A 17560-nucleotide genomic window follows, 5' to 3' on the forward strand; every position below is an offset into this window, starting at 1 on the left:
CCGGTTGGTTTAAGTTATGCGGCCATGGCTGGTTCGTCCAGCATGACGTAGTAGCGTTCCTCGGCCTCGGCTGGAGGCATATTTCCGATGGACTCCAGAAGACGGCGGTGGTTGAACCAATCGACCCATTCGAGCGTGGCGAACTCCACCGCTTCGAAGTTGCGCCATGGTCCCCGACGATAGATGACCTCGGCCTTGTAAAGGCCGTTGATCGTTTCGGCGAGAGCGTTGTCATAGGAATCGCCAACGCTGCCGACCGACGGCTCGATGCCTGCCTCCGCCAGCCGCTCGGAATACTTGATCGACACGTATTGCACGCCCCTGTCGGAGTGGTGGATGAGCCCGCCGCGATGGACGGGCCGCCGATCATGAAGTGCCTGGTCGAGAGCGTCGAGCACGAAGCCCGCATGTGCGGTCCGGCTTGCCCGCCAACCGACGATGCGGCGGGCGAAGGCATCGATGACGAAGGCCACGTAGACGAAGCCCTGCCAGGTCGCGACATAGGTGAAATCAGAGAGCCAGAGCATGTTTGGCGCAGGAGCCTTGAACTGGCGATTGACGCGATCGAGCGGGCATGGCGCAGCCTTGTCCGACACGGTGGTTTTGACCGGCTTGCCTCGAATGATGCCCTGAAGACCCATCGTTCTCATGAGCCGTGCGACGGTGCAGCGGGCAATATCGAATCCCTCCCGCTGTAGTTGCCGCCACACTTTCCGCACACCGTAGACCTGGAAGTTCTCATTGAACACGCGACGTATTTCGATCTTCATCGCCATGTCGCGACGGGCGCGGACCGACAATCGATCCACGTCCGCGCGCTTGGCGATGGCGTCATAATAGGTGGACGGGGCAATCGGCAGCAGCTTGCAGATCGGCTCGACCCCGAGCACCGAACGATGTTCGTCGATGAAGGAAATCATCGCTTCAGTGGGCGGTCGAGCTCCGCCTGGGCGAAATAAGCGCTGGCCTTGCGCAAAATCTCGTTGGCCTGACGAAGCTCGCGGTTCTCGCGTTCCAGAGCCTTCATCTTCTCGGCCACATCACTCGGCAACCCGGCCCGCTTGCCAGTATCGACTTCCGCCTTCTTCACCCATTCATTGAGCGTATGCGCCGAGCAGCCGATCTTGGCCGCTATCGAGGAAACCGCCGCCCAACGGGACGGATGCTCGGATTCATGTTCCGCCACCATTCGAACGGCGCGGGCGCGGACTTCAGGGGAGAATTTGTTTGTCGTCTTGCTTGTCATAGACCCTACTTCTCACGAGTTGAGGTCTCCGGCAAACCCGGCGCGGTTCATCCCTTTGCGATGTCGTAAACTCAATTCAAGAAGAAGTGTCTCGTGACGTCAATATCCAAGGCTGCGGTCAACCTCATTTATCAATGGTTCGGCGTTGACCAATCGTTGAAGGTTGTCGAGAAACTGGTCGACTACTGGAGATACCGAGGGTTGAGCTGCGATATGGGGCGTTACAAGCACCTTTTTGTGCCCCCAGAATGCGCTGGCTGGTGGCAGTGGCTCAGTTGCGAAGACATCTAAAGCTGCGCCGCTCAAATGGCCCTCATCAACAAGGGCAAGGAGATCCTGTTCGACCAGAATTCCCCCGCGCGCTACGTTGATCAAATAGCTTCCCCTGGGCAGCTTTGACAGGCTTATCCGGTCGAGAAGTCCGCAGGTTTGCGGTGTAGCCGGCAGGAGACAAACCAAATAATTGGACTGTCTCAGAAATGCATCCATGCCCTCAGCACCGACGAAGACAGGAATGTTCGTCGTGCGCTTATTAGAGCGGGCCCAACCGATCACGTTGAAACCCAGTGCAGCGACAGCGTTGGCAACGACCGAACCAATGGAGCCCAGCCCCATAATGCCCACTGTTGTCTGTGGTGCGTCGGGAATCTGCAGCCGCTTCCATTCGCCCGCCGCTTGTTGTTCTTCTATTGTCGGAAGTGACCGGAAATGTCTCAAGATTTGCATACAAACAAATTGGGCCATGCTGAACCCAAGACCCGGCTCAACTGCACGGGTTACTTTTACATGTAACGGCAGGTCTGGTGCCGACAGTATCCCGTCAGCACCAGCACCCACCGACGCAGCAAGCCGCAGGTTCGGCAGAAGCGGTGCTACACCGGCCGATAATTTAAAAGCGAAGAGCGCAGTGACATCAGGATCAGATTTACTTCCTATTTCAGTTATGATCTTCAGTTCTGGCGCCCGCGCGCGCAACGCTTCGTAGCGAGCAGTTACAAAGTCAGACGTCAACAGCATCAGGACTTTGTGTGAGTTGACTACGTTGGCTATCGTCATGGCTTGGTATCTCGGCTCTAGTTTAAGGGTTCCCGCAGTACACGTCGGGCCAAAAGCTCCAGGGAAAAGGAGCCTCTGGGACCGAAGGCGCATCAGTTCACTATCCAGGGTCGGTAGCAAGGCCCACGTCGCCCCATCCCCCGCCATCTATCACGACATCGCAAATGACCATGAACGATCAGACCTCGTACTCGTAGTCACCGGCAAGCTGCGTTTCGATAAAGACAGGGACGCGGGCTTCGATCGCGCCAGGGCCTGCGCTTTCCGATGGAATTAGTCTGGCAACGGCTGCCAGGACGAAGGCCCACTCAACCGGTGTAAGACACACTGGCTTGTATTCGGCGAGTGCAATCGGTTCTGGTTTTTGCTCTGCTCTAGCCGGGACTGATGTGATACCTGCGCTTGCCGCAGATGCCTTCAGAAAAATTCTGCGTGAGGGCAGCCCCGGGACGTCTCGCATAGGATGTTCCTTATGGGAGCGCGGTCGTATCCGCGCTGTATGAGTGCTTGTGATGCCGCAATAATTCGTCTCGCGACTTGCGGTATATTAATGCAATTTGAATTGCATTAAAAGAGGGTTACTGAATTATACGGACGCGAAGGCTCCGATAATGGGCTTGACGGACTACGACTTAGGGTCGGTGCGAGACGTTGTTTGCCGGTTCATCTTCGTTATGGTGCATGACACTTGTCGCGAACACCCTGGGCCTCGGGGGAAGTGCTTTCGCTGACTTGCCAATTATCCGGAGCCTTTAAGGTGAAACTCAATGCCCGCGTTCAAAATGGCTCGGCAAACAAGTCCCCGCCTTGCGTGGGTTTCGGAAACTTGTCTGCCGTGTTAGTCGCTTTCTAAACGCTGAGTGTGGAGGTGACTGTTGGCGCGAGAACTCATAAGACCCGGAGGACGAAGCGAACGGATCCAGATTGCGGTCCACGCCGCAGTCAGGGCGTTACTCGAAGAGCATCATGGCCGAGAGATCACGGTCGCTATGATCGCTGATCGAGCCGAAGTCCCGCCATCCACAATCTATCGGCGGTGGGAAACCCTCCCGAAACTCCTTGAAGATGTCGCCAACGAGCACTTTATCCCCGATAGCATACCAGTGAACACGGGAAGCTTACGCGGAGATCTCGAAATCTGGCTCGAGCAACTGGTCGACGACATTTCGTCGGGCCCCGGGCACGCACTGTTCCGCGAAAGGATTAGCAACGTCCCAATGGCACAGACAGCAGCCGGCTACGTCTACCAAAACCTTGTGTGCCTTATCGATCGTTGGGCTAGGGAAGGGGAAGCCATGCTCGTGGCCGACCGCCTGATGGATATGATATTCGCCCCGATCATCTACCGGATTTTCTTTACCGGGCAATCGATCACAAAGGTCTATCAAATTGAGCTGATCGAGAACGCGCTCTCTTCACCGGGAACGACACGTCCGTTCGAGAGCCAACCGTCGATCAAGGAATACGTTATCTACGAGAATGATCCTCAATAGTTCGCAAGAAGGCTCTCTCTTCCATCGTCTTCCCCAAACCTGGGCTGGACACCAAGAAGCGGCGCGGAACGACCAATGATCGCCTTGGCCATGGGTGCCGCTGTGTATGCCGCAAGCCTGCCACCCTTCTCTCCAGTAAGCGGCGCGTCGATGATCGTCAGAACGACATAGCGCGGCTTGTCGATAGGGAACGCCGCCAGGAAAGCGTTAAAATTTAAATGCGCGGCATATCGGCCGTTAATGACCTTATCGGCAGTGCCAGTCTTGCCGCCCACGTTGTAACCGGGGACACGAGCATTTCGACCGGAACCCTTCACTCCGTTCCAGTGGAACAGGTAGCGCATGTCGGAACTCGTCGTCGATTTGACGACCTGCTGCGCAATCGCGTTTGCTTGATCACGGGTTCTCGGAAGGAACGTTGGTTCAATCAGCTTGCCACCGTTAACCAAGGCCGCGCCAGCCACGGCGGTCTGCAACGGCGTCGTCGCCACGCCATGACCAAATGAGATTGTCGCCTGATTGATCTTCCTCCACACACGTGGCTGTGTGGGTGTGGCGACCTCCGGAAGCTCTGTGTTCATTTTCGACAGCAGACCAAGGCGCGTCAGAAAAGCCTGATGATCTGATATGTCGACCATCGAGGCAATGCCGGCCGTGCCGATGTTGGACGAATACTGGAAGATTTCGGGAACGGTGAGGGGGCGATACTGGCCGTGGTCGTCCTTGATCGTGAAGCCGGCCATCCGAAGAGGTTTAGATGCATCGATCACGGAATTCAGAGTAATCTTACCCTCATCAAGGCCCATGGCAAGGGTAAAGCTCTTGAAGGTTGAGCCCATCTCGAACGTCGCATTGCTCATGCGGTTGAACCAGCCTTTCTCATACTCCTTGTCGACCGATCCATCGGCAAGGGTTTTCGACGGCTGATTTGGATCATAGTCCGGAACCGAGGCCATAGCGAGAACCTCTCCGGTATCGGCATCCAGCACCACCGCGCCGGCGGCTTGCGCCTGATAGTCGATCATCGCCTTGGTGATGACTTCATGGACGATGCTTTGAACGCGTAGATCGATCGAAAGGCGGACCGGCTCAAGAGCAGCGCCTCCAGTGATGCCACTGGCTCGCAGGTCCATCAGGCCCTGCTGGTCGAGATAACGCTCCATCCCCGCGAGGCCGCGGTTGTCAACGTTAACATGACCAAGGATATGGGCCGCGGTCGAGCCACCCGGATAGAAGCGCCGCTTTTCAGGCCGGAACCCGATGCCCGGAATTCCCAGTGCAAGAATGTCGGCCTGTTGTCGCGGGGTGAGCTGTCGGCGGAGCCATTGAAACGCAGACTGCGACCTGAGCCTCCGGTATGTATCCTGCCAGTCTAGCTGCGGGACCACAGATGCGAGTTTCTCGATGGCCTCATCCGCATCCACGATACGTCTTGGTTCGGCGTAAAGCGACACCATGTCGAGATCAGTGGCGAGCATCTCACCATTTCGGTCAGTGATTTCAGGTCGGGATGCAGGGACTGCCACGTTTCCATGCGAACCGGTGACGATGGGTGAGGCCAATCCGTACTGCATCAGCCTTACACCGATGATTCCGTAGAGAGCCAGAAAGCACATACTGAGGACCAGGATTCGAGACCGCGTTACGCGGGTGCGCGACTTTGCCGCACCGATCGAAATACGAGCGGTCCCAGGCTTGGAAAGCTCGAAGTTTGACTGGCTTCGAGACGCCACAATTCTGGAAATATAGGTCATCGGTGATCCGTGGAATCGTCATGAATTTGCATTCAGGCCGTCGATCGTCGACGAAGCCTCGAGTGCCGGAAAAATGTTAATGCATCTCCAGTAGCGTTAGCATGTTGCCAATCCCTTAATGCGATTCTAATTGCAATAGCAAGCGCGAACGTATATCGACCGCCTCTCGGAAGCCAAGGCTCTCCACTTCCGGTCCTAAACCTGACGCAGGAGGCAATTTTGCTGAAATTGATTGGATACCTATTCTCCCTGGCCAGCGTGTTCGTGCTCGTATGCGCGATCGCTGTTGGGATCTTCATTGCCAATGCTCAGCGAGAGCTACCGGACTACACGAACCTTGCCGACTATTCGCCTCCGGTTAAGTCCAGGATCTACGCGTCAAATGGCGAAGTCTTAGCCGAGTTTGCTTCGGAGCCGCGCATATTCCTGCCAATCCAATCCGTTCCGGATCGTGTGAAGGCGGCATTCATCTCGGCCGAGGACAAGAACTTCTATCACCACGCGGGCCTTGATTTCAGCGGTCTCGCAAGAGCCGTTCTCGTCAACCTCACCAACATGGGCAGTGACAGGAGAATGGTCGGCGCATCGACGATTACCCAGCAAGTTGCCAAGAACCTCCTCCTCACCCCCGACCAAACGATGACGAGAAAGGTGAAGGAGGCACTGCTTTCCCTTCGGATGGAGCAAGCGTTTCCCAAGGACCGCATCCTGGAACTCTATCTGAACCAGATCTTCTTTGGTCAGCGATCTTATGGCATCGCCCAAGCGGCACTAACTTACTTCGGCAAGTCCGTCGCTGATCTGTCTGTGGCAGAGGCGGCCTATCTTGCAGCACTTCCCAAGGGGCCCGCCAACTACAACCCGTACCAGTTCGCGGACGCGGCGGTCGAACGCCGGAACTGGGTGATCGACCGTATGGTCGAGAACGGTTACATATCGAACGAAATCGCACAGACTGAAAAGCAAAAACCGTTGGGCGTCTCACGCCAGCCGCCACCCACGAGGTTCGAGGAAGCCGGTTACTTCATTGATGACGTCAGGAAGACCATGATCGGCGAACTCGGCGAAAAGGGTCTATACGAAGGCGGCTATTCTGTTCGGACGTCGCTCGATCCGGGCATGCAACGACTTGCGCAGCATTCCTTGAGATCCGCACTGCTTTCATTTGACGAACAGCGCGGTTATCGCGGCCCGCTCGATCATATCGACGCTGAGGCGAGCCGTCCGGAAGCCCTCGAAAAATACAGGGGTGCCTTTGGCGTTCCGGGGTGGATAGCTGCGGAGGTTACGGCAGTCGGACCGGACGGCGTGGATCTGGTGCTGATCGATGGGGCGGAAAGTTCCGCACACATCGGCCTGTCGGGGATGAAATGGGCCCTGGGCCGAAAAGGGCCTAAGGACCTTCTCAAGTCGGGCGACATCGTACTGGTCGAGAAGGAATCATCGACCGACTATCGTCTCCGCCAGTTGCCGCAGGTGCAGGGCGCGCTGGTCGCGATGCGTCCGGATACGGGACGCGTCGTCGCTATGGTTGGCGGGTTCTCGTACGGCCAATCGCAGTTCAATCGCGCAACCCAGGCTCTTCGGCAGCCTGGGTCAGTCTTTAAGCCGATCGTCTATGCCGTCGCTCTGGACAACGGGTTTTCGCCCTCAACGGTCATCCGCGATGAACCTGTTGAGTTCCAATTAGGCAGCCAGGTGTGGTCTCCAAAGAACGATGGCGGCCATTATGAAGGTCCAGTCACTCTTCGCTTTGGAATAGAACACTCCCGCAACGTCATGGCAGCGAAGCTCGCATCTGCCGTGGGAATGGACACGGTCATGGAATATGCGGAGCGTCTCGGGATTTACGAACATCGTTCGCCCGTCCTTTCCATATCGCTCGGTTCCGGGGAAACGACACTGATGAAGATGGTCTCAGCCTACTCCGTAATTGCGAACGGCGGCCTGCAGGTTACTCCAAGTCTCATCGACCGCACCCAGGATCGGACGGGGCGGACCGTCTATCGTCAGGACCAGCGCAAATGCGTCGATTGCAATGTCAGCAAATGGAGTGAACAGGACGAACCACACTTGATCGACACAAGGGAGCGGATTCTCGACCCTATGACCGCATACCAGACGATCAGCATGATGGAAGGTGTTATCGAACGGGGAACGGCATCGCGCCGGGTTAATCTGGGCCGCCCTGCGGCAGGTAAGACGGGGACCACGAATGACAACCGAGATGCCTGGTTTGTAGGCTTCACTCCTGAGCTCGTGACCGGGATTTACATAGGCTATGACGATCCGAGAAGTCTTGGGCGAGCAGGTAGTGGAAGCGGATTGGCTGCTCCCGTGTTCAATTCGTTCATGAATGCCGCATTGAAAGACACACCAATTTCAGGGTTTCACATGCCGGAGGGTATACTGAATATCGGATCGGACGGCACACCGGCATGATAGCGCGGCAGGAAGATTCCGACACCATCATTGAAGCATTTAAGCCTGGCAGTGGGCCAGCCATGTCTTTCACGACGCTTGGGGATCCGCCGGGCACGACCTCAGAAACAAGCCCACAGACACAGCGTGCCCTTGACGCAAGAGCGGTTGGACTATTCTAGATGAACTTGAACGCAATCGAACTGACGTGCCCCCGTTGAGTCGGGGATACATCGACTACCCGCGCTATAGGCAAGGCTAATGGTTATGCACCGTCATCGTTGCGCTCCTGAGGCGCCGATGACGGTGAGCCAAGCTCTTACCGTTCTGGCGTTATGATTTGCGAATCGATTTTGAACCCGAGTAGCCAAGTTGAAAAGACAACTGCCGTGTGGTTTCAAGAAGGATTGGTATATATTCACTATCGGGCGCGTTGCTCATCACCGTGTCCAAACCGATTGCCGTGATCGCGCATTGCATTTGGCCTATATGATCGAAAACCGGCGCAGACAACGCATTGATGCCAGGTACCGGTGGCTCGTCGATTGTTGCATAGCCGCCGGCGCGAATTCCTTCCATCTCTGATCGGGACAGGAACTTAGGCTTGCCGACGCGACCTGAACCTGACTCATCTTTCCGCTCAGCACGGATGGCTTCCCGGATCATGCCTTCGGGCATGAACGCCGCGAATGCTCTTCCGCTTGCGGTCCCCGTCAGAGAATAGACCGTTCCAACACGCGTATTCATATTCAGTTGGCTACCGCTTTCCTGAACCTGAATAACCGTCGGCCCAAAGGAGCCCCAAACGACGAGCGCTACGTTCAACCCGGTTTTGGCGGAAAGATCGGTGACCGCCTCGCGTGCCATCCTCATTGGATCGACGGTCCGCATACGCGTAATCCCTAATTCGAGAGCGAATGGACCGAGGCGATATCGGCCTGCTGATTCTTCCTGTTCAATGAGACCAAGCTTGCGGTAGCTGACCAAGTAGGCGTGAGCTTGGGCGGGAGCAATCCCGGCCAGTCGAGCCAAGTCTTTCAGCATCATTGGCTCCTCTTCATCGACGAGCACGTTCAAGAGCTTCGCGCCGACTTCGATTGATTGGATACCCCTTGCCTCACTCTTATCAGAAGCATTTACCCGAACGTTCATGTTGGATCTCCAGTCAACCATCAACCAATCACCGCGACAGTGTCATTGTGACCCGTTGTCGAATTTTCAGAAAGTGTAGAGGTGACAGAAAGCAGCTTTTGCACCGCCACCGACTGCTCGTCGACCGGCATATCTTCGGTTCGCCCAATGAGCGTAATAACTAGCTCCAACTTGGATTGTCTGTTGAAGACTGGTGCCGAGACTGCACTGATACCTGGTATGGGGGCTCCCACTGTCTCGGCGTAGCCAAGATCCCGCGCCTTTTTCACTGCTGAATCGTATGTCCTTCGAGGAGGAATTTTTCCGAATGAGTGACTGCGCGATTGTCCGTTAATTTCAGAATGGATAATCCGCTCCATTCCCTCATGATTGCCGTAGGCACCGAATACTATACCGCTCGCCGTTCCCGTTACCGAGAAAAGCGTTCCTTGCCGAATGTTCAACGTCAACGGTGACGTACCTTCACTGACTTGGACAATAGTCGGGCCATGTGGGCCCCACACGACCATCAGTGCCATGAAGCCGAGCTCCTCTGACAGAGCGTAAATCGCTTGAGATGCTGAGTTCAGCAGCTCAACTCCCCGAATGCGCCCAATTCCAAGACGCAAGGCGAAGTGCCCAAGCTGGTAAAAGCCTGATCGACTGTCTTGCTCAACTAGGCCAATGTTCTTGAAGCTTGTCAGGTATCCATGACATTGCGCGGGCGCGAGGTTGGCGGCAGAAGCCAAGTCCCGTAACATCATGGGTCCGCTTGCGTGCATTAAGGCACTCAGGATCCGCCCACCGACTTCGATGGATTGAATTCCGCGTGCGTCTCGTGCCATACTGTCCCCCAAAGTCGCAGTTCTTACAGCTGCCGCTCAAATAATTCAGGCGCTTGCAGCGTGCCACTCCTTTTCCACATTACATATGAACAGTGCGCTTTGGCAATGTTAAATGCCGGTGTTCATACGGCCTCGCGTTTTTTGCAGGGGAATGGCAATTTCTCCAAGGCTCTTCAAGCGTGCTTTTGCCGAGACTACACCTTGAGAGACGAGGCAATCCGGTGCCTGTCCATGTACGGCTGGAAGCGTACGGCTCGAAGTGGTTCACAAGGCATGTTCAAGCGAAAGCGCATCGTTGGATTAGTTTCTGCTGTCGCCCTTCCTCTTTAATGTTGGTCGCTGGAGAACATTGTTCAGATGCACTTCCGAAAATATTGACGCGATGTTCGCCCATAGCAAATAATTTTGATATTGACAAAATTCAGCAAGGGTGAATAATCCCGCTTGAGCATTGGGAGGTGCCAACCGATTTTGTGGCTTTCGACCGCCGCATCGGGGCTGCCTGTGGGAGGATAGAAAATTGACCGATTACATTATTGTTGGCGCTGGCTCTGCCGGCGCCGTACTGGCGAATCGCCTTTCTGCTGACCCGTCCGTTAAGGTGACGCTGCTGGAAGCCGGGGACTGGGACAAGAGCCCCTTCATTCACATGCCCGCAGGGTATTTTCGCTTGATGCAGACGCTCCAGCTTGACTGGGGCTATTACACCGTCCCGCAGAAGCACGTGAACAACCGCGTCATGCTGGTTCCTCGTGCAAAGAGCGTTGGCGGATGCACAACCGTCAACGGCATGATTTATACACGCGGAGACCATACCGACTACGATGGTTGGGCCCAGCAAGGCAATCGCGGTTGGGACTATGACAGTGTACTGCCGTACTTCAAAAAAGCGGAAGGCTGGCGTGGCGGTGGAGACCCCACCATTCATGGCTTTGATGGCCCGCTCAAGACATCGCGTGCCGCTGTCTCCAGCCCGATCTCACAGGCATGGCTTGAAGCTGGCAAACAGGCTGGCTACAAATACAATGACGACTTAAATTCCGGAAATCAGGAGGGTTTCGGGCCCTGCGACGGCACGCTGGCTGATGGTATCCGTTCAAGCGTTTCCAGGTGCTACATCACGCCGATCAAGGATCGCAAAAACCTGACGGTTATCACGAAGGCCTTGGCATCGAAGATTATTTTAAAGAATGGCCGCGCAACAGGCGTCGAGTATCTCCAGGGTCGCGACATCAAAACGATCTATGCGGAAAAGGAAGTGATCGTGTCAGGGGGCGCATTTAATTCGCCGCATCTGCTCCAGATTTCGGGCATCGGCGATCCGGAGCACCTAAAAAAAATCGGCGTCAAGGTTGAGCATTCGCTCCCCGGTGTTGGTCAGAACCTACAGGATCACATAGGTTGCGGACTTAAGGTGCGCATTACAAAGCCGCTCTCCGTCCTCAAATATCTCAAGTTTCATCGCCAAGTCCTCGGCGTCGCTCAATATTTCCTTACCGGCGCTGGAGCCGCAGCTGCTCACGGTGTTGAGGTTATGTCCTTCCTGAAGACGCGCCCTGAAGTGATCGCACCCGATGTACAGTGGCATCTAAACATGTGCATGTACAATGACCACGGGCGGGAGATCATCTGGGAAGAAGGCTTCATGCCGTACTTCAACCTCTCGAGGCCTCAGAGCCGTGGAACGGTTCTCGCAAAATCTGGCAATCCACGCGAGCTTCCGGCTCTCGATCCAAATTTCTTCTCAGTTCCCGACGATCTGCGGGTGATGCGCGATGCGCTTCGAATGTCTCGTGAAATCGTGGCTCAAAAGGCTTTCGACGATATCAGAGGAACCGAATATGCGCCGGGCGCCGAAGTAACCGACGACGAGGGCCTCAACGAGTACATCAAAACCCGTAGCGAAAGTGTCTATCACCCGGTCGGAACCTGCAAAATGGGCTCGGACCCCATGGCTGTCGTGGACGACAAGCTTCGGGTACACGGAATTGACGGTCTCCGTGTCGTCGATGCCTCAGTGATGCCAACGCTTACGAGCGGGAACACGAATGCTCCGACGATCATGATCGGCGAGAAGGCCGCTGACATGATCATTGCTGCTGCATCGAGCTCCGTTTCAAACCGCCAAATGGAGAATGCGCACTGATGAATATCAATTCGTCACAAAAGCTCAGACTTCTTTATACGGCGTGTGCCGTGAGTTTGCTGGCTGCGTCTGGTAGCTTCGCTCAGTCCGCCCGTGTCGACCAAGGCGCCGACATTACACCGATTTGTGGAACGAACCCGATTCGGCTTGCCTTGATTGATGGGTATGGTGGTGATACGTGGCGAAAGATCACGCTAGCAGAACTTAAAGATGAAGCGAGCAAGTGCTCGAATATCACTGATATCCAATACATGGACGCTGGTGGTGACGCGCAAGCGTATAACTCTGCTATAAATTCCTACGCAGCGCAGGGTTTTGACATCATCTTTGCATTCACCGACTTCGGTGACGCCGCTACCCCGGCTTATCGCTCTGCGTTCCAGGCTGGAGTAACGATGGTGCCATTCTTCGGGGTTCTAAAGGGCAAGCCCGGAGTGGATTTCGCGGTCAATCCTTATCAGGATTCAGTCGCGATTGGTAAGTCCTTTGCGGAATGGATAGGCAAGGCGCTTAACGGCAAGGGCAACGTTTTGATGCTTGGCGGACCTGCTGGCGCGTCTTCGTCGGCCGACTTTCTAAAGGGCTACAAGGAAGGGCTAAAAGCCTTTCCTGACCTGAAGCTTCTCGATGAAAATTTCGTCACTACAAATTGGAATCCCGCTGACGCTCAGAAAGCGGCAGCAGGCCTCATTGCCAAGTACCCGCAGATTGACGCCATCGCGTCCGATTTCGGCGTAACCGCCCTAGCCACGATCAAGGCCTTTGCGCAGGCTGAAGTGAAGGTTCCTGCCATAGCCGCAATCGCGACCAACAACGAGATGAACTGCAAGTACCTCAGTGCGCTTAAGGATGGCAAGGCTTGGCCTTATCTCGCGCTTGACGGCTCCAACGGCGACATCCGGTTCGCTCTCCGTCACGCTCTTGCATACCACAACAAGATCGAGGCCAAGGAACCCTTGGGAGTCGTACCCTACGTATTTGCCGACAGTACATCAGGCGTAAAGCCCAAGTGCAGCGAAACTGCACCTCCGGACGCCGATATGTCTTCCTTGCTTCCGCTAGAAAAACTGGAAGCACTATTCAAGCAGTAGATTAGTCGTCCTCATGCCTCGGCAGACGACAAGATAACAGAAAGGCTATGCCATGAACTCGATGTTCAAGATTTCGGACCCGCTCGCAAGTGTCAGCGAAGAGACAAAATCGTTCCTGAAGCGTCGTCATCAGCTGTTTTACGGTGGAAAGTTTCACGACCCGAAAGAAGGCCGTCGCCGTGACGTGGTCGACCCTGCCACTGGCAAGGTGATTGCAAATGTCGCGGATGCTGGCAAAGAAGACGTCAACGCCGCAGTGAAGTCGGCGCGCGAAGCATTTGAAAACGGCCCCTGGCGGACCATGAAGCCGAAGGAACGCGCGAAAATTCTCTACCGCGTCGGTGAATTGATCGACAAGCATTCGCAGGAGCTTGCGGAACTTGATGTTCTCGATGAGGGCTCACCGTTCGGCGTCGTCAAAAATTTCTACATTGCGTTGGCAGCAGATCACTTCCGCTACTTCGCCGGTTGGGCCGACAAGTTGGGCGGCGAGACTCTGAGCGTTAACATGGCAGGTGACTGGCATGCGTACACCCTTCGCGAACCGGTCGGCGTTGTAGGCCAGATCCTGCCCTGGAACGTGCCGTTCTTGATGGCAGCATGGAAGCTTTCGCCCGCCCTTGCAGCGGGATGCACCGTCATAGTCAAGCCCGCTGAAGATACGCCGCTTTCTGCGCTGCGTCTGGCAGAAATCTGCGTTGAGGCTGGTGTTCCGGAAGGCGTCGTTAACATCATCACCGGTGACGGTGCAATAGGTGCGGCAATGGTCGATCACCACGACATCGACAAGATCGGCTTCACGGGCAGTACGGCAACAGGCAAGGCGATTGTTCGTGCGGCTGCAGGCAATCTCAAGCGAGTCAGCCTTGAGCTCGGCGGCAAGAGCCCTGTTTTTGTCTTCCCGGACGCTGATATCGATGCGGCAATACCTGGCGTCGCCGAGGCGGTCTTCCTTAACAGCGGGCAAGCATGCACGGCCGGATCACGCCTATACATCCATGAAGATGTGTTTGATCGTGTCGTCGAAGGCGTTGCTCGGTACGCCGATGGCCTCAAGCTGGGCCATGGACTTGATACATCGACGAATTTAGGACCTATCATCTCGCAAAAGCAGTTCGGACGAGTCACCGGGCTTCTTCAGAAAGGCATCGATGAGGGCGCAAACGTCGTTACGGGCGGTCCGCTTGGAGGTGAGGGCTACTTCGTTAAGCCGACCGTACTCACCAACATCACCCCCGAAATGACTGTTTATAGGGAGGAAATCTTCGGCCCTGTTATCAGCGCCATGAAGATTACCTCCGACAACATCGACGCTCTCGCTCGCGAAGCCAACAACACGAACTATGGTCTTGGGGCAAGCATCTGGACCAAGGATCTTGCACGTGCTCACAAGCTCGCAGCGAAGATCAAGGCAGGTATCGTATGGATCAACACCCACAATCAGAGTGACGCCAACATGCCTTGGGGTGGTTACAAGGAGTCTGGCTGGGGCCGAGAAATGGGCAAGCCTGCCCTGGAGCTCTACACCGAAGTGAAGTCGGTAGCGGCCTTCCTGGGCTAACTGCGAGGGTGGGAGAGGACCCGCTTTCTATGCGATCGAGACTTTCCACTCCGCAGTTTTGCGGAGTGGTTTCGTGTGCCCATGTCATGGCCGCGTGGCGCACTTGGACTTCGGCCCTGGGAGGAGTGATCATGAAAATTTCTGGTTTGAAGCAGGCAATCCTGGCGGCAACTGCTGGCACGGCGTTGGCAGCTTTAGCGACCGACGCAGCTTTCGCCGAGGATTTTGTCTACGTCAACAAGCATGCAGACATCACAAAGCTCTGCGGAACGAAGCAGCTCCGCGTCGCTCTCGTTGACGGTTATGGCGGAAACTCATGGCGTAGGACGGCACTTGCAGAGCTGAAAGACGAAGCTGCTAAATGCCCGAACATCACGGATGTTCAGTACACTGACGCTGCCGGTGATGCGCAGGCCTACAACTCTGCGATCAACGGCTACACCGCACAGGGTTACGATATCATTGTGACGTTTACGGACTTCGGAGATGCCGCGCTGCCCGCCTATCGTGCGGCGACGCAGGCTGGCGTAACTATGGCGCCATACTTCAACGATCTGAAAGGCAAGCTCGGCGTCGACTATTCGGTCAATCCCTATGAGGACGCTTATTCTGCCGGGAAGATTTTTGCTGAGTGGGTAGGGAAATCCGTAGGAGAGGGGAACACGATTTTCCTGGGCGGCCTCGCAGGCTCTGCTTCGTCGGTAACCTTCTTGAATGGTTACAAGGAAGGCCTGAAGAAGTACCCGAAAATCAAACTGCTTGACGACAAGTTCATCGTCACGAATTGGAGCCCTGCCGACGCGCAAAAGGCGGTCTCCGGTCTTATCGCCAAATATCCTAAAATCGACGCTATTGCGTCAGATTATGGCGTCACGAGTCTCGCAGCTGTAAAGGCTTATCAGGCTGCCGGTCTTACCGTGCCTGCGATGGCCTTCATCGCAACCAATAATGAATATTCTTGCCTCTATATGGAGGCGAAGGCGACCGGAAAGGCGTGGAAGCAACTTGCTCTCAGTGGGACTACGGCGGACACCCGGTTTGCCCTACGTGCGGCGCTAGCAAAGCTTAACGGAATCGAGAACACGGAGCCTCGGGCGCTGGTCGCGTTTCCATTCGCCGATAGCGAACAGGGCAAGGACCCAGCTTGCAACAAGAACTTCCCGCCGGACGCGGATCTCGCCTCGTCGCTTCCGCAAGACAAGCTTCAGGCGCTGTTTAAGCAGTGATGCTCCCAAGCACGGAACGCCGCCCGAAGTATCTGGGCGGTCTTTCCCCTTCAGGTCGCCGATCGGCTTACGGCTCGTTCTAGCCCTGTCGCTGAGATTGGGAACCGAAGCATTCTAACATGACTACCCCGTTATATTTCCCTTCGCGTAGCAGCATCGTTTATCCCGCAATGCTCGATTACAACGTCAATCCCACTGTATTTTATGATTTTATGCTAGAGATGTTGAGGACATCACGTCGTTTCCCGCTGAACAACATCTGATCGGCAACAGCCTTGGCGTCGAAGTGTATCGATATCGTCGAAATGGCCGCAACGACAGCTGCAATGCCCGCCAGCAGGACTGTCGTCGACAGCGATGACATCCTGCCGGCCAAGGCGGAGCCGAGAGGGAAACCAGCCAGATTCAGGCTCACCGAAATCGACATGACGCGTCCGAGTTGTTGTGGATCGGTTCGACGCTAGCGAAGCGTCAGAAGAGCAAGATCGATGGGACCGGATATGACGCCGGCCAGCATAAGGCTAATCGCCGGCCCGCCAAATCCAAGCCCAGCTGCCACTGGCCAAGCCGCCAAAGCCGTGATTAACATGCCGATAGCCATGATGTGACGCTTGCGAACGGTCGTGCGCAGCGAACAGCGCACCGGGCCATGCCCATTGCAGCCCATAGGAAGCCTGTCACAGAACTCCGAATAAGAGCGTCAAGTCGTTGGCGACAAAAACCGCAACGGCGACACCGAGTACACCCAAGATGATCAGATACATCAAGTAGGAGATGGCAAGGCCGCGCAGTGTCGGTTAACCCATTAGCCCTTGAAAGATCAGCGCAAAACTCACCCCAATCAGCAAGATAATAATCAGCATATTGAATTTTTCGGGACTGACGTACCGAACGAGCTTGCCGCCCACCCAACTGGAGACCATCGCAATGGGAATGAACATTGCAATGAGGGGCAACTCTGCCGTATTGAACTGTCCTAATGAGAAAAATACTGGAAGCTTCATGACATTCAAGATGGCGAAGAAATATACGCTCGTACCGACATATTCGTCCCGGCTAAGTCGCAACGGCATCGCATAAAATTGGAACGGCGGTGAACCCGCGTGAGCGATAGTGCTGGTGAAGCCCGCCCCGGCACCACAAGCAATGCCCAGCGTAGAATTTCCTTTCGAGTCCGCCTTTATGGGCGCGCCGCGCCAAGTCGTTAACAGCTGCCAAAGTGCGAAAGCCAATGAGACGACGCCGAGGACAAGCTCCACTACCCATTCCGCCACACTTGAAGCTAGAAGGTACGCGGCGATAACACCTAGAACGGCACCTGGGAGCAAAACGGCGAGAGATTTGCGATTGTAGATACGCCGATACATAAGGACCGCTATTGCGTCCTGACTGAGCATGACCGGGAGCATGAAGCTGGCGGCTTCAAGCGGCCCCATAACGAGCGCCAGCATCGGAGTACTGATCATGCCGATGCCCGCAAATCCACCTTTTGATAAACCAAGTATGATGATCGCAATTGTAGCGACCACGAAAAACCAAAGATCCGGATGCATCGTGCCACCTTCAGGAAGTCGCTATTAGGAGAGCGCT

Annotated in this window: 13 protein-coding genes, 1 pseudogene and 1 other annotated feature; of the genes and pseudogenes, 6 read left to right on the top strand and 8 right to left on the bottom strand. The window is 55.4% G+C overall.

Annotation, left to right across the window (positions count from 1 at the left end):
* Positions 1-14 precede the first annotated feature (14 nt).
* From I8E17_RS31960 to I8E17_RS35335, 3 genes are all read right to left on the bottom strand, one after another.
* Positions 15-1246, bottom strand: a protein-coding gene (locus I8E17_RS31960; protein WP_229002307.1) for an IS3 family transposase whose coding sequence is annotated in 2 segments (ribosomal slippage) — positions 15-952 and positions 952-1246 — 1233 coding nt in all. Because the reading frame shifts where the segments join, the coding sequence is not laid out codon by codon here.
* Positions 846-962 (bottom strand) — a sequence feature (AL1L pseudoknot). It overlaps the preceding gene by 117 nt.
* A gap of 99 nt (positions 1247-1345) precedes the next feature.
* Positions 1346-2302, bottom strand: coding sequence for a glyoxylate/hydroxypyruvate reductase A (locus I8E17_RS31965; RefSeq protein WP_209160244.1), 957 nt, complete (start codon positions 2300-2302; stop codon positions 1346-1348).
* A gap of 178 nt (positions 2303-2480) precedes the next feature.
* On the bottom strand, positions 2481-2762 hold the full coding sequence (locus tag I8E17_RS35335; RefSeq protein WP_209160246.1) for a gluconate 2-dehydrogenase subunit 3 family protein: 282 nt from the start codon (positions 2760-2762) through the stop codon (positions 2481-2483).
* 415 nt (positions 2763-3177) lie between these two features.
* Between I8E17_RS35335 and I8E17_RS31970 the strand changes: the two genes are divergently transcribed.
* A complete protein-coding gene (locus I8E17_RS31970; RefSeq protein WP_209160248.1) occupies positions 3178-3795 on the top strand; it encodes a TetR-like C-terminal domain-containing protein in 618 nt (205 codons plus the stop codon).
* Here the strand turns inward: I8E17_RS31970 and I8E17_RS31975 are convergent.
* The gene (locus I8E17_RS31975) at positions 3789-5549 is read right to left on the bottom strand and encodes a penicillin-binding protein 2 (protein WP_209160250.1); all 1761 of its coding nucleotides are present in this window, start codon (positions 5547-5549) and stop codon (positions 3789-3791) included. The two genes, I8E17_RS31970 and I8E17_RS31975, sit on opposite strands and share 7 nt — an antisense overlap.
* 219 nt (positions 5550-5768) lie before the next feature.
* On the opposite strand from I8E17_RS31975, the pseudogene I8E17_RS31980 reads away from it, so the two are divergent.
* Positions 5769-8152: pseudogene (locus I8E17_RS31980) on the top strand (penicillin-binding protein 1A).
* A gap of 151 nt (positions 8153-8303) precedes the next feature.
* Here the strand turns inward: I8E17_RS31980 and I8E17_RS31985 are convergent.
* Positions 8304-9122, bottom strand: a complete 819-nt coding sequence (locus I8E17_RS31985) for an IclR family transcriptional regulator (protein ID WP_209160251.1) — start codon at positions 9120-9122, stop codon at positions 8304-8306.
* A 20-nt stretch (positions 9123-9142) separates the two neighbouring features.
* On the bottom strand, positions 9143-9946 hold the full coding sequence (locus I8E17_RS31990; protein WP_209160253.1) for a helix-turn-helix domain-containing protein: 804 nt from the start codon (positions 9944-9946) through the stop codon (positions 9143-9145).
* 520 nt (positions 9947-10466) lie between these two features.
* On the opposite strand from I8E17_RS31990, the gene I8E17_RS31995 reads away from it, so the two are divergent.
* The 4 genes from I8E17_RS31995 (at position 10467) to I8E17_RS32010 (ending at position 15970) form a co-directional block, all read left to right on the top strand.
* The gene (locus I8E17_RS31995; protein WP_209160255.1) at positions 10467-12092 is read left to right on the top strand and encodes a choline dehydrogenase; all 1626 of its coding nucleotides are present in this window, start codon (positions 10467-10469) and stop codon (positions 12090-12092) included.
* Entirely contained in the window at positions 12092-13183 is a 1092-nt protein-coding gene (locus I8E17_RS32000) for a substrate-binding domain-containing protein (RefSeq protein WP_209160257.1), read from the top strand. The genes I8E17_RS31995 and I8E17_RS32000 overlap by 1 nt, the downstream gene beginning before the upstream one ends.
* 52 nt (positions 13184-13235) lie before the next feature.
* Complete coding sequence (locus tag I8E17_RS32005; protein WP_229002315.1) at positions 13236-14744, top strand: aldehyde dehydrogenase family protein; 1509 nt, start codon at positions 13236-13238, stop codon at positions 14742-14744.
* Positions 14745-14875: 131 nt separating this feature from the next.
* Entirely contained in the window at positions 14876-15970 is a 1095-nt protein-coding gene (locus I8E17_RS32010) for a substrate-binding domain-containing protein (protein ID WP_209160259.1), read from the top strand.
* 202 nt (positions 15971-16172) lie between these two features.
* On the opposite strand, the gene I8E17_RS32015 is transcribed toward I8E17_RS32010, so the two are convergent.
* Positions 16173-16397: a hypothetical protein gene (locus tag I8E17_RS32015; RefSeq protein WP_209160261.1), complete on the bottom strand. Its 225-nt coding sequence runs from the start codon at positions 16395-16397 to the stop codon at positions 16173-16175.
* Between the two features lie 370 nt (positions 16398-16767).
* Positions 16768-17523, bottom strand: coding sequence for a sulfite exporter TauE/SafE family protein (locus I8E17_RS32020; protein ID WP_209160263.1), 756 nt, complete (start codon positions 17521-17523; stop codon positions 16768-16770).
* Positions 17524-17560: the final 37 nt, after the last annotated feature.

Source organism: Rhizobium sp. AB2/73, from assembly GCF_020871915.1.
In the GTDB taxonomy this organism is placed as follows: Bacteria; Pseudomonadota; Alphaproteobacteria; order Rhizobiales; family Rhizobiaceae; genus Rhizobium; species Rhizobium dioscoreae.